A 13,459-nucleotide genomic window follows, 5' to 3' on the forward strand; every position below is an offset into this window, starting at 1 on the left:
CACCGACACGGGCCTTTTTGCTTGGATGGTGGAGCCGGGGGGAATTGAACCCCCGTCCGCAAGCCATCACCGGGCAGATCTACATGCTTAGCCGGCTGATTTGAATCTCACGGTCAACTCGCGCAGTGGCACGCTAGCTTTTCCGCCAGTCACTTGATCTCACGCCCCACCGAGTGACCCGGTGCGACGCCAGCCGATGTGAGTGACTTCTCAGCCTTGCCCCTTGCGGAACTCAGCCCGGCCCATCGGCCTGCCGTTGAGAAGCTCATCCGCAATTAAGCGGCGAGTGCGAACGTAGAGTCGTTTGCAGTTACTGTGTTTCCAGATGTATTTACGAGGTGACTGGTCCTCGGCATGCCCTACTCCGGATCCGCACCCACGTCGAAACCAAGTCGGCCCCAGAGAACCCCTATCTTAGGCCAGTCCGAGTCGCTTCAAGAGCTCGCCGGGCGCTGACAGCTCCAGGTCGGCTCTCCAATGACGAAATTCGCCGCCGTGGCCGAGATAGCCCCAGGTTGCTGCGGCCGTCGCCATGCCGGCCGCACGCCCGGCCAGGATGTCGCGTTCGTCGTCGCCGACATAGAGACAGGACTCGGCTGCCACGTTCAGGCGGCGTGCGGCCTCCAGCAACGGCGCGGGGTGAGGCTTGGTGTGGCCGGTCGTGTCGCCGCCGACGATGGCACCGGCCGACAGGCCCAATGCCTTGGCCAGCGGCAAGGCAAAGCGTTCGGCCTTGTTGGTGACGATGCCCCAGGCCAGGCCGGCTGCGGTTAACGCAGCGAGTTCGGTTTCGACGCCGGCAAAGGCTTGCGTACTGTCGTACATCAGCGCTTCGTAGCGGTCCAGGAACTCGCGCTTGAGTTCGTCATAGTCTGGCTGACCAGGCGCGGAACCGAAGGCCTGGCCGAGCATGCCGCGTGCGCCAGAGCCGCCGTGCGGCCGGTATTGGGCCAAGGGCAGCGCAGCAAGGCCGCGTTCGGCGCGCATCGCGTTGGCTGCCGCTGCGAGGTCGGCGGCGCTGTCGATCAGCGTGCCGTCCAGGTCGAACAGGACGGCGCGCAGATGCGACCAGTGTGCAGCGAGCTTCAAGCGGGGCGGCGGCAGGCCAGCAGATAGTTCACGTCGGTATCGCTGCCCAGGCTGTAGCGCTGCGTCAGCGGGTTGTAGCTCAGGCCGCGGCTGCCTTGCAGCTCCAGGCCGGCGTCACGGCAGAACTGGGCCAGCTCGGATGGCTTCAGGAAGCGCGCGTATTCATGCGTGCCCTTGGGCAACATCTGCAGCACGTATTCCGCGCCGACGATGGCGAGCAGGAAGGACTTGGCGTTGCGGTTCAACGTCGACAGGAAAACCCAGCCGCCAGGTTTGACCAGCGTCGCGAGCGCGCGCACCACCGAGGCCGGATCGGGCACATGCTCGAGCATTTCCATGCAGGTGACCACGTCGAAGCAGGCCGGCTGTTCGGCGGCCAGCGCCTCGACGGCGACCTCGCGGTATTCCACGCCCTCGGTGCCGGCCTCCATCGCATGCAGTTCGGCCACGCGCAGCGGCTTGGTCGACAGATCGATGCCCAGCACGCTGGCGCCCGCACGGGCCATGGAGTCGCTCAGGATGCCGCCGCCACAGCCCACGTCGAGGGCGCGCTTGCCCGCCAGCGGGCACAGCTGCTGGATCCAGCCCAGGCGCAGCGGGTTGATCTGATGCAGCGGCTTGAAGTCACTCTCGGGATCCCACCAGCGGTGGGCCAGTTCGCCGAATTTGGCGAGCTCTTGAGGGTCGGCGTTGATCGTCATGACGGAATCGGAAAAAAGAAAAGCCCCGACGGCGGGCCGGCGGGGCTTTGCGCAAAGCGCCCGAGGGCGCTAGAGCTTACTTGTTGCGCGTACCGACGACTTCGATCTCGGTGCGGCGGTTCTTGGCGCGGCCTTCGGTCGTCTTGTTGTCGGCGACGGGCTGCTTTTCGCCCTTGCCTTCGGTGTAGACGCGGTTCGGCTCGACGCCCTTGCTCACCAGGTAGGACTTGACGGCCTCCGAGCGGCGGATCGACAGCTTCTGGTTGTACTCATCGCTGCCCACCGAGTCGGTGTGGCCAACGGCGATGATGACTTCCAGGTTGATGCCCTTGGTCTTGCTGACCAGGTCGTCCAGCTTGGCGGTGGCTTCGGGCTTCAGCGTCGACTTGTCGAAGTCGAAGAAGGCATCAGCAGCGAAGGTGACCTTCTCGCTGACCGGCGCCGGGGGCGGCGGGGTCACGGGCTTGGGCGGCACGGGAGCCGGAGCCGGGGGCGGCGGGGCGACCGGAGGAGCCGGTTCAACCTTGGGCGCCGGCTTGATTTCGCCGTCGCAACCCTTGGCAGCCGTGGCCGGCGTCCAGAAATTGTCGCGCCAGCAATATTCGTTGGTGCCGTTCTTCCAGACGGTGCCGTCGGTTGCACGCCAGTTGTCGATGGCCTGGGCAGATGCACCAGACGTAGCAACGGCGACAGCGGCCACCGCAAACAGCGACGCCACACGATTCAGTTTCTTCATGATTCTCCTCTCAAGGAATGCCGCAGTTGCCCTGCGAGAGTCAGTACTCAACCTCTAACCTCAGGAGAGACTTTAGGGTTTCTCCTAGGGACTCGACGATTGTGCCATGGGGGCACCGAGACGACCGCATTGTGGCGGCCTACGTTCATGGGCACGGTGACGATGTTGCGCTGCTGCTACAAGGTAGCGCGGCCCTTAGAATTCGCGCCTTTCACCTACCTCCAAGGACGCCGCGCCCATGTAGGCGCGTGCCACGCTGCGCATGACCCAGTTCGCCAAGGAAACCCTGCCGATCAGCCTTGAGGAGGAGATGCGCCGCTCCTACCTCGACTACGCGATGAGCGTGATCGTGGGACGCGCGCTGCCCGACGCCCGAGACGGGCTGAAGCCAGTGCATCGTCGCGTGCTGTACGCGATGAATGAGATGGGCAACACCTACAACGCCAAGTACCGCAAGAGTGCGCAGGCCGTGGGTGAAACGATGGGTAAATACCACCCACACGGTGACTCGGCCATTTACGACACCATCGTCCGCATGGCCCAGCCGTTCAGCCTGCGCCACATGCTGATCGACGGCCAGGGCAACTTCGGTTCCATCGACGGCGATAACGCCGCGGCGATGCGATACACCGAGATTCGTCTCGACAAAATCGCTCACGAAATGTTGGCCGACATCGACAAGGAAACCGTCGATTTCGGACCGAACTACGACGGCAGCCATAAGGAACCCCTGGTACTGCCGACCCGTTTGCCAAATCTCCTGGTGAATGGTTCCTCGGGTATTGCCGTGGGTATGGCGACGAATATCCCGCCGCACAACCTGAATGAGGTCGTCGACGCCTGCCTGTTCGCGCTGAAGAACCCGGAGTGCACGGTCGACGAGCTGATGGAGATCATCCCGGCGCCGGACTTCCCGACCGCCGGCATCATCTACGGCCTGGCCGGTGTGCGCGACGGTTACCGCACGGGGCGCGGCCGCATCGTCATGCGCGCCAAGGTGCACTTCGAGGACATCGACAAGGGCTCGCGCCAGTCGATCATCGTTGACGAGATCCCCTACCAGGTCAACAAGAAGACGCTGCTCGAGCGCATCGCCGAGCTGGTGCACGAGAAGAAGATCGAAGGCATCAGCCACATCCAGGACGAGTCCGACAAGTCCGGCATGCGGGTCGTCATCGAGCTCAAGCGCGGTGAAGTGCCCGAGGTGGTGCTGAACAACCTGTACAAGCAGACGCAGCTGCAGGACAGCTTCGGCATGAACATGGTCGCCCTCGTCGACGGCCAGCCCAAGCTCTGCAATCTGCGCGACATGGTGGTGGTGTTCCTGGAACACCGCCGCGAGGTGGTGACGCGCCGGACGATCTTCGAGCTGCGCAAGGCGCGCGAGCGTGGCCATGTGCTGGAAGGCCTGGCGGTCGCGCTGGCAAACATCGACGAGTTCATCGAGACCATCAAGACCTCGCCGACGCCGCCTGTCGCCAAGGCCGCGCTGATGGCCAAGAGCTGGGATTCGTCGCTGGTGCGCGAGATGCTGTCGCGCACCGAGACCCTGTCGGCCGGCGGGCCCGCTGCCTACCGCCCGGAAGGCCTGGAGCCCGAGTACGGCATGCAGGCCGATGGCCTGTATCGGCTGTCCGAGTCGCAGGCCGGTGAAATCCTGCAGATGCGCCTGCAACGCCTGACCGGCCTGGAGCAGGACAAGATCGTCGGCGAGTACAAGGACGTGATGTCGGAGATCGCCGATCTGCTCAACATCCTGGCCACGCCCGCCCGTGTGACGACCATCATCAGCGAAGAGCTGGTGCAGCTGAAGACCGAGTTCGGCCAGACCAAGCTCGGCGCCCGCCGCAGCGTCATCGAGCACAACGCCCAGGAACTCGGCACCGAAGACCTGATCACGCCGACCGACATGGTCGTGACGCTCTCGCACACCGGCTACATCAAGAGCCAGGCCCTGAGCGAATACCGCGCGCAGCGCCGCGGCGGCCGCGGCAAGCAGGCCACGGCAACGAAGGAAGACGACTGGATCGACCAGCTCTTCATCGCCAATACCCACGACTGGATCCTGTGCTTCTCCGACCGCGGCCGCGTCTACTGGCTCAAGGTCTGGGAAGTGCCGCAGGGCTCGCGCAACTCGCGCGGCAAGCCCATCGTCAACATGTTCCCGCTGCAGGCCGGCGAGAAGATCACCGTGGTGCTGGCACTCACCGGTGAGTTCCGCAGCTTCCCTGAAGATCACTTCATCTTCATGTCCACGGCCATGGGCACGGTCAAGAAGACGTCCCTGAAGGACTTCAGCAACCCGCGCAAGGCCGGCATCATTGCCGTCGACCTGGACGAGGGCGACCACCTGATCGGTGCCGCGTTGACTGATGGCCATCACGACGTGATGCTGTTCAGCGACGGCGGCAAGGCCGTGCGCTTCGACGAGGACGACGTGCGCCCGATGGGCCGCACCGCCCGCGGCGTGCGCGGCATGATGCTCGAGCCCGACCAGCGCCTCATCGCCATGCTGGTGGCCGAAGACGAGACGCAGAGCGTGCTGACCGCCACCGAGAACGGCTACGGCAAGCGCACCAGCATCGTCGAGTACACCCGCCATGGCCGCGGCACCAAGGGCATGATTGCCATCCAGCAGAGCGAACGCAACGGCCGCGTCGTGGCCGCCACGCTGGTGCGCCCGGAAGACGAGATCATGCTGATCACTGACAAGGGCGTGCTCGTGCGCACCCGTGTCAGCGAGATCCGCGAACTCGGCCGCGCCACTCAAGGCGTCACGCTGATCGCGCTGGACGACGGCAGCAAACTGTCTGGCCTGCAGCGCATCGTCGAGAACGACGCCAACGAGAACGACGCCACCGCCGAAGATGGCGATACCGGCTCGGCCGGCGATACCCCTGAAACCCCCAAGGACTGACATGATTTCTCGCAAGCTGGGCCTGGCCCTCGCATTGGCCCTGGCCACCAGCAGCACGCTGGCCGAACCCTCCGCGGCCAAGAAGGCGCTGATCGACAGGATCGTCGCGCTGCAGCAGCAGGGCATGGCCGATGGGCTCGCCGGCAACATCATCCAGGGCCCTCTGTCCCAACTGACCCAGATGGGTCGCGGTGCGCTGCAGCAGGTGCCTGCCGAGAAGCGCGAAGCCACGGCCAAGGCCATGGACGCCGAACTGAAGAAGTTCGTCGACGAAAACGTTCCCTATCTGAAGGACAAGATTGCCAAGGCTGTGCCGACAACGGCTTCGGCCCTGCTGGATGAACGCTTCAACGAGGACGAACTGAAGCAGATCCTGGCCTGGGGAGAATCGCCGGTCAGCCAGAAGTTCGGCCTCGCCAATGTCGAGCTGCAGAAGGCGGTCGCGCAGAAGGTCGTGGCCGAAGTCAGCCCGACGCTGGAAGGCCGCTTCAAGACGCTGAACATGAATATCGCCAAACAGCTGGGCCTGCAACCTCCGCCGGCAGCATCCGCGCCCAAGGCGTCGGCCCCAGCGCCCAAGAAGTAGCCTTCCGATCTCTCGATGACCTCATCCCGCCCGTTCAATTTCGCCCCCGGCCCCGCCACCCTGCCCGAGCCCGTGCTGCGCCAGGTGGCGGCCGAGATGCTGGACTGGCACGGCAGCGGCATGAGCGTCATGGAGATGAGCCACCGCGGCAAGGAGTTCATCTCCATCGCGGAGAGCGCCGAGCGCGATCTGCGTGAGCTGCTCGCCGTGCCGGCCAACTTCCGCATCCTCTTCATGCAGGGCGGTGGCCTGGGCGAAAACGCCATCGTGCCGCTGAACCTGAGCCGCGGCGGCAAGGTCGACGTCGTCGTGACAGGCTCCTGGTCGCGCAAGAGCGCGGCCGAGGCACGCCGCTATGCCGACGTGCAGATCGCGGCGGACATCGGCCAGGGCAGCGCCATCCCGCGCGACTGGCAGCTGCGCAGTGATGCCAGCTATGTCCACGTCTGCACCAACGAGACCATCGACGGCGTCGAGTTCCACGACCTGCCCCATGTCGGCAACGGCGTGCCCCTCGTCATCGACTGCTCTTCGCATCTGTTGTCGCGCCCCATTGACTGGAGCCGCGTCGGCCTGGCCTTCGGCGGCGCACAGAAGAACATCGGCCCCGCCGGCATGACCCTGGTCTTCGTGCGCGAGGACCTGCTGGGTCGCGCATTGGACATCTGCCCCTCGGCCTTCAACTACGAGACCGTGGCCGCGGCTCAGTCCATGTTCAACACGCCGCCGACCTTCGCGATTTACGTCGCCGGCCTGGTGTTCCAGTGGGTCAAGGGCTTCGAATACGCGGGCAAGCGTGGCCTTGAGGCCATCGAGCAGCGCAACATCGACAAGGCCGGCCTGCTCTACGCGGCGCTGGATGCCTCCGGCTTCTACGAGAACCGCGTCGACGCCAGCTGCCGCTCGCGCATGAACGTGCCCTTCTTCCTGAAGGACGAGAAGCTCAACGAGAGCTTCCTGGCCGAAGCGAAATCCGCCGGCCTGTTGCAGCTCAAGGGCCACAAGTCGGTGGGCGGCATGCGTGCCTCCATCTACAACGCGATGCCGCTGGAAGGCGTGCAGGCGCTGGTGTCATTCCTGAAGGACTTCGAGGCCCGCCATGGCTGAACCCGTCGCCTCCGAGGCGCTGCTGGCACTGCGCGACCAGATCGACGGCCTGGACAAGCAGTTGCTGACGCTGCTGAACCAGCGCGCCCGCGTGGCCGAACAGGTCGGCGAGATCAAGCGCGCCGAGGGCACGCCCTTCTTCCGCCCCGACCGGGTGGCCCAGGTCATCGAGAAGATCCGCGCCGCCAACCCCGGCCCGCTGAAGGGCGAGCATGTGACCGCCATCTGGCGCGAGATCATGTCGGCCTGCCTGGCGCTGGAGTCACCGCAGCGCGTTGCCGTGCTCGGGCCCGTCGGCACCTTCTGCGAGCAGGCGGCCCTCGAATACTTCGGCGGCGCGGCCGACATCACCTACTGCGCCAACTTCGACGAAGTCTTCCACGCCACCGCCAGCGGCAGCGCGCAGTTCGGTGTCGTCGGTGTCGAGAACATGACCGAGGGCGTCGTCACGCGCTCGCTGGACCTGTTCCTGCACACGCCCTGCCACGTCGTCGGCGAAGTCAGCCTGCTGATCCGCCATAACCTGATGCGCAAGGAACCCTCGATGCATGGCATCGAGGCGGTGCTGGCGCATCCCCAGGCCCTGGCCCAGTGCCAGAACTGGCTCAACAAGCACCTGCCCGACGTCGAGCGCCGGGCCGTGTCCAGCAATGCCGAGGGCTCGCGCCTGGCCGCCACCAACCCGGCCTGGGCGGCCCTGGGCAGCGACCGCGCGTCCACCATCTTCGGCCTGCACATCACGGCCCACGCCATCCAGGACGAGGCCTACAACCGCACGCGCTTCGCCGTCATCTGCCTGCCGCAGACCATGGCCACGCCGCCGGCCACCGGCCGCGACTGCACCAGCCTGGTCGTCTCGGTGCCCAACCGCCCGGGCGCGATGCACGACCTGCTCGTGCCGCTGAAGACCCACGGCGTGTCCATGACCCGCCTGGAATCCCGCCCGGCCCGTACCGGCCAGTGGGACTATTACTTCTACATCGACCTCGACGGCCATCCCAGCCAGTCGAACGTCGCGGCAGCACTGGCGGAATTGCGCGAGTCCTGCGCCTTCTTCAAGATGCTCGGCTCCTACCCGGTGAAGGCCTAAGACATGTTTCAGCAGCTCGGCGTGATCGGATGCGGCCTGATGGGTGGCAGCTTCGCGCTGGCGATGAAGAAGGCCGGCCTCGTCAAGCGCGTCGTCGGCTACAGCAAATCGCCGTCGACGACCGAGCAAGCCAAGAAGCTCGGCGTCATCGACGTGGCCGCCGAATCGGCCCTGCTGGCCGTGTCGGGCTCGGACATCGTGCTGATCGCCGTGCCGGTGTCGGCCACCGAAAGCACGCTGAAGGCCATCCGCCACCTCGTCAACCCGGGCGTCCTCTTCATGGATGTCGGCTCGACGAAATGCGACGTCATCGAAGCTTCGCGCCGCGCCCTGGGCGACCGTGCATCGAGCTTCGTGCCCTGCCACCCCATCGCCGGCAAGGAATCGGGCGGTGTCCAGCATGCCGAGGCCAATCTCTATGAAGGCCGCCAGGTCATCCTGACGCCCCAGCCCTTCACCAACCCGCAGCTCGTGCAGAAGGCCACCGACGTCTGGTCGGCCCTGGGCGCCACCGTGCTGAAGATGCGGCCGCACAACCACGACGCGGCCTTCGCCGCCGTCAGCCATCTGCCGCATCTGCTGGCCTTCGCCTACTTCCAGGCCATCGCCGAGCAGCCCGCGGCACGCGACTACCTGAGCCTGGCCGGCCCCGGCTTTCGGGACTTCACACGCATCGCGGCGGGCGAGCCGGGCGTCTGGCGTGACATCCTGCTGGCCAACAAGCACGAGGTGCTGGCCCAGTCCAAGCGCTTTCGCACCATGCTGGACCAGCTCGAAGCCTTGATCGAAGCGGGCGACGCCACGGCCCTCGAAGCCGCACTGCGCCCCATCTCCGAAGGCCGCCTGGCCTGGGGCAATCCTCCTCCTGCAGTCCCTCCCGGCCGCCCGGCCGGCAAGTGATGTTCAAGATCCCCTTCCTCGACCTGCCGCCCCTGCGCGGCGCCGCAGGCACTGTGCGCCTGCCCGGCTCCAAGAGCATTTCCAACCGCGTGCTGCTGCTGGCGGCGCTGAGCGAAGGCAAGACCGTCGTGCGCGACCTGCTGGCGTCCGACGACACGGCCGTCATGCTGGACGCACTGCGCGCGCTGGGCTGCGGCGTCTGGCGGGAAGGCGAGGCCATCGTCATCGATGGCCTGGGTGGGCGCCTGCGCGCCAAGGAAGCCAAGCTCTTCCTCGGCAATGCCGGCACCGCCATGCGCCCCCTCACCGCGGCGCTCGCATTGCTGGCCGCAACTCAAGGCGGCAGCTTCGAGGTCTCGGGCGTGGCGCGCATGCACGAGCGCCCCATCGGCGACCTCGTGGATGCGCTGCGCGGCCTGGGCTGCGAGATCGATGACCTCGGCAACGCCGGCTACCCGCCGCTGCGCCTGCGCGGGCCCTCGTCGCTGTCCCTCGACACACCGGTGCGCGTGCGCGGCGATGTGTCCAGCCAGTTCCTGACGGCGCTGCTGCTGGCCCTGCCACTCGTGGCCGAGAGGGATATCCGTATCGAGGTCATCGGCGAGTTGATCTCCAAGCCCTATATCGAGATCACGCTGGCCCTGCTGGAACGTTTCGGCATCGCCGTGAAGCGCGAGGGCTGGGAGGCCTTCGTCATCCCGGCCGGCAGCCGCTACCGCTCGCCGGGCGAAGTCTTCGTCGAGGGTGACGCGTCCTCGGCCTCCTATTTCGTCGGCCTCGGCGCCATCGCGGCAGTGGATGCGCCCATCCGCATCGAAGGCGTCGGCAGCGAATCCCTGCAGGGCGACGTGCGTTTCATCGAAGCCGCGGCCGCCATGGGCGCCTCAGTGCGGACCGGCCCCAACTGGCTCGAGGTCCGCCGCGGCGCCTGGCCGCTCAAGGGCCTGACGCTGGACTGCAACCACATCCCCGACGCGGCGATGACGCTGACCGTCATGGCCCTCTACGCCGACGGCCCGACGACGCTGACCAACATCGCCAGCTGGCGTGTCAAGGAAACCGACCGCATCGCCGCGATGGCCACCGAGTTGCGCAAGCTCGGCGCGACGGTCAACGAAGGCCCGGACTGGATTCGTGTGCAGCCGCTGCGCGACTGGAAAGCGGCGGCCATCCACACCTACGACGACCACCGTGTCGCGATGTGCTTCTCGCTGGCCGCCTTCAACGGCCTGGTCAGCGCCGCTGCCGTGCCGGTGCGCGTGCTCGAGCCGCACTGCGTCGCCAAGACCTTCCCGGACTACTTCGAGACGCTGTTCGGCGTCGTCACTGCCCAGGCCGCCGACATTCCCGTCATCACCATCGACGGCCCGACCGCGTCCGGCAAGGGCACGCTGGCCGACGAGGTCGGCAAGGCCCTGGGCTTCGGCGTGCTGGACTCTGGCGCGCTTTACCGCGTGACGGGCCTGGCGGCCCGACGCGCCGGCCTGAACCTGGACGACGGCGATGCCGTCGCCGCCATCGTGCCCACGCTGCAGCTGCGTTTCAGTGACGGCAATGTCTTCCTCGGCCAGGAAGACGTCAGCGCCCGGCTGCGCGCCGAAGCGACCGGCCTGCTGGCCTCGCAAGTCGCCGTCCATGCCCAGGTGCGTCAGGCGCTGCACCAGTTGCAACTCGACTTCCGCCGCCTGCCCGGCCTCGTCGCCGACGGGCGCGACATGGGCACGGCCATTTTTCCGGACGCCGACTTGAAGGTATTCCTGACGGCAAGCGCCGCGACGCGCGCCGATCGGCGGCATAAGCAATTGATTTCCAAAGGAATTTCGGCTAATATCGATAGCTTGCGCGAAGATTTGGAGGCGCGGGACGAACGGGACAAGAACCGCTCGGCCTCACCTCTGCTCCCAGCGCAGGACGCGCAGTTGCTCGACAACTCGGCGCTGACCATCGAAGCCTCGGTGGATCAGGTGCTGGATTGGTGGCAAAAGCGCCGACCCTTCTGACGTTCGCATCCCATTYGGGAATGCCAATTGCCATAACGGTCCAGGCCTGAGAAGCCAGGGCCCGCCGGCCTCCATCGGACGCCAGTCCGAATGGCAAGAGGAACGCAAGTGCCTCGAGATCGGCGGAACTCAACAAACTAACCCGCAGGTTCGCCTGCACCGCAGCGCCGCGAAAGCGGCGCATCAGGATCCATCAACATGTCCCAAACCCAAACCGCCCAAGCCTCCGGCATGGAATCCTTCGCCGCCATGTTCGAGGAGTCGCTGCAGCGCTCCGACATGCGCGCTGGCGAAGTGATCTCGGCTGAAGTCGTTCGTGTCGAACACAACTTCGTCGTCGTCAACGCAGGCCTCAAGTCCGAAGCCTATGTGCCCATCGAAGAGTTCAAGAACGACCAGGGCGAACTGGAAGTCCAAGTCGGCGACTTCGTCTCCGTCGCGATCGACGCCATCGAAAACGGCTACGGCGACACCATCCTGTCGCGCGACAAGGCCAAGCGCCTGGCCTCGTGGCTGAGCCTGGAAACGGCCCTGGAGTCCGGCGACTTCGTGACCGGCACCGTCTCCGGCAAGGTCAAGGGCGGCCTGACTGTCCTCGTCAACGGCATCCGCGCCTTCCTGCCCGGTTCGCTGCTGGACACGCGCCCGGTGAAGGACATGAGCCCGTTCGAGGGCAAGACCATGGAATTCAAGGTCATCAAGCTCGACCGCAAGCGCAACAACGTTGTGCTGTCGCGTCGTGCCGTGGTCGAAGCCTCCATGGGTGAAGAGCGCGCCAAGCTGCTCGAGACGCTGTCCGAAGGCGCCATCGTCAACGGCGTGGTCAAGAACATCACCGAATACGGTGCGTTCGTGGACCTCGGCGGCATCGACGGCCTGCTGCACATCACCGACATGGCATGGCGCCGTGTCCGCCACCCGAGCGAAGTCGTTCAGGTCGGCCAGGAACTGACCGCCAAGGTCCTGAAGTTCGACGCCGAGAAGAACCGCGTCTCGCTGGGCATCAAGCAGCTGGGCGACGACCCGTGGTTCGGCGTTGCCCGCCGCTACCCGACCGGCACCCGCCTGTTCGGCAAGGTCACGAACATCGCCGACTACGGCGCGTTCGTCGAGATCGAGCCGGGCATCGAAGGCCTGGTGCACGTCTCCGAAATGGACTGGACCAACAAGAACATCGCCCCCAGCAAGCTGGTCTCGCTGGGCGACGAAGTCGAAGTCATGGTCCTGGAAATCGACGAAGACAAGCGTCGCATCAGCCTGGGCATGAAGCAGTGCAAGGCCAACCCGTGGGAAGAGTTCGCCGAGAACGTCAAGCGCGGCGACAAGGTCAAGGGTCCGGTCAAGTCGATTACCGACTTCGGCGTGTTCGTGGGCCTGGCCCAGGGCATCGACGGCCTGGTGCACCTGTCCGACCTGTCTTGGGACGAGACCGGCGAAACCGCCGTTCGCAACTTCAAGAAGGGCCAGGAAGTCGAAGCCGTGGTTCTGGCCGTGGACGTCGAGCGCGAGCGCATCTCGCTGGGCATCAAGCAGCTGGACAGCGACCCGTTCACCGCCTACACCACGATCAATGACCGTGGCGCCTCGGTGACCGGCAAGGTCAAGACCGTCGACCCGCGCGGCGCCGAGATCGAGCTGGCTGACGGCGTGATGGCCTATCTGCGCGCTTCGGAAATCTCCCGCGACCGCGTGGAAGACGCCCGCAACGTGCTGAAGGAAGGCGACGAAGTCACCGCGATCGTCGTCAACATCGACCGCAAGACGCGCAACATCCAGCTGTCCATCAAGGCCAAGGACAACGCCGACAACCAGGAAGCCATGCAGCGCCTGAGCCAGTCGAGCGAGCGTGAAAACGCCGGCACCACCAGCCTGGGCGCCCTGCTGCGCGCCAAGCTGGACAACCAGGGCAACTAAGCCCTGTTTGACCTGCCCGGCCTCCTCGGAGGCCGGGTATGCTCCCCACAGGCTCGCCGGCCTCGCCAGCGGGCCTGTTTCAATTCCAAGACCGACAAGCCGCTTCGCTTATGACCCGCTCCGATCTCGTCGCCGTCCTCGCCGAACGATTTGGCCAATTGACCCAGCGCGACACCGAGTTCGCGGTCAAGACCATCCTCGACGCGATGAGCGATGCCCTCGCGCGCGGCCACCGCATCGAGATCCGCGGCTTCGGCAGCTTCTCCATCAGCCGCCGTCCGCCCCGCGTGGGCCGCAATCCGCGCAGCGGCGAACAGGTCATGATCCCCGAGAAGCTGGCACCTCACTTCAAGCCCGGCAAGGCGCTGCGCGAGGCCGTCGACAAGCATCTCCCGGTCACCGACGCCTGAGCCAGAATC

The 13,459-nt window shown here is 65.8% G+C and carries 11 protein-coding genes and 1 other RNA gene; 8 read left to right on the plus strand and 4 right to left on the minus strand.

From position 1 onward, the window contains the following. Window positions 1-26 precede the first annotated feature (26 nt). The 4 genes from ssrA to ompA all read right to left on the minus strand — a co-directional run bounded on the left by ssrA (window position 27) and on the right by ompA (window position 2,526). Window positions 27-400, minus strand: a transfer-messenger RNA (tmRNA) gene (gene ssrA, locus AC1D2H_RS23600). Between the two features lie 14 nt (window positions 401-414). Beyond that, complete coding sequence (gph, locus tag AC1D2H_RS23605) at window positions 415-1,089, minus strand: phosphoglycolate phosphatase (RefSeq protein WP_478012640.1); 675 nt, start codon at window positions 1,087-1,089, stop codon at window positions 415-417. Further along, complete coding sequence (gene ubiG / locus AC1D2H_RS23610; RefSeq protein ID WP_478012641.1) at window positions 1,086-1,790, minus strand: bifunctional 2-polyprenyl-6-hydroxyphenol methylase/3-demethylubiquinol 3-O-methyltransferase UbiG; 705 nt, start codon at window positions 1,788-1,790, stop codon at window positions 1,086-1,088. Before ubiG ends, gph begins: the two co-directional genes overlap by 4 nt. A 76-nt stretch (window positions 1,791-1,866) precedes the next feature. After that, window positions 1,867-2,526: an outer membrane protein OmpA gene (gene ompA / locus AC1D2H_RS23615; protein ID WP_477929772.1), complete on the minus strand. Its 660-nt coding sequence runs from the start codon at window positions 2,524-2,526 to the stop codon at window positions 1,867-1,869. 262 nt (window positions 2,527-2,788) lie between these two features. On the opposite strand from ompA, the gene gyrA reads away from it, so the two are divergent. The 8 genes from gyrA (at window position 2,789) to AC1D2H_RS23655 (ending at window position 13,450) form a co-directional block, all read left to right on the plus strand. Continuing rightward, window positions 2,789-5,443 (plus strand): DNA gyrase subunit A, encoded by a 2,655-nt coding sequence (gene gyrA, locus AC1D2H_RS23620; protein WP_477929774.1) that lies wholly within the window; start codon window positions 2,789-2,791, stop codon window positions 5,441-5,443. Window position 5,444: 1 nt separating this feature from the next. Then, the gene (locus AC1D2H_RS23625) at window positions 5,445-6,029 is read left to right on the plus strand and encodes a DUF2059 domain-containing protein (RefSeq protein ID WP_477929776.1); all 585 of its coding nucleotides are present in this window, start codon (window positions 5,445-5,447) and stop codon (window positions 6,027-6,029) included. Window positions 6,030-6,044: 15 nt separating this feature from the next. Continuing rightward, window positions 6,045-7,136: a 3-phosphoserine/phosphohydroxythreonine transaminase gene (gene serC, locus AC1D2H_RS23630; protein ID WP_478012642.1), complete on the plus strand. Its 1,092-nt coding sequence runs from the start codon at window positions 6,045-6,047 to the stop codon at window positions 7,134-7,136. Continuing rightward, the gene (gene pheA, locus AC1D2H_RS23635; protein WP_478012643.1) at window positions 7,129-8,226 is read left to right on the plus strand and encodes a prephenate dehydratase; all 1,098 of its coding nucleotides are present in this window, start codon (window positions 7,129-7,131) and stop codon (window positions 8,224-8,226) included. Before serC ends, pheA begins: the two co-directional genes overlap by 8 nt. A gap of 3 nt (window positions 8,227-8,229) precedes the next feature. Beyond that, window positions 8,230-9,126 carry a prephenate dehydrogenase gene (locus tag AC1D2H_RS23640; protein WP_477929782.1) on the plus strand — a complete coding sequence of 299 codons (897 nt, stop codon included), beginning with the start codon at window positions 8,230-8,232 and terminating at the stop codon, window positions 9,124-9,126. Further along, a complete protein-coding gene (locus AC1D2H_RS23645) occupies window positions 9,126-11,126 on the plus strand; it encodes a bifunctional 3-phosphoshikimate 1-carboxyvinyltransferase/cytidylate kinase (protein ID WP_478012644.1) in 2,001 nt (666 codons plus the stop codon). The genes AC1D2H_RS23640 and AC1D2H_RS23645 overlap by 1 nt, the downstream gene beginning before the upstream one ends. Window positions 11,127-11,324: 198 nt before the next feature. Then, window positions 11,325-13,040: a 30S ribosomal protein S1 gene (gene rpsA, locus AC1D2H_RS23650; RefSeq protein ID WP_477929786.1), complete on the plus strand. Its 1,716-nt coding sequence runs from the start codon at window positions 11,325-11,327 to the stop codon at window positions 13,038-13,040. A 110-nt stretch (window positions 13,041-13,150) separates the two neighbouring features. Continuing rightward, complete coding sequence (locus tag AC1D2H_RS23655) at window positions 13,151-13,450, plus strand: integration host factor subunit beta (protein ID WP_056202110.1); 300 nt, start codon at window positions 13,151-13,153, stop codon at window positions 13,448-13,450. Window positions 13,451-13,459 lie beyond the last annotated feature (9 nt).

This window comes from Roseateles sp. P1_C1_2, from assembly GCF_056406535.1.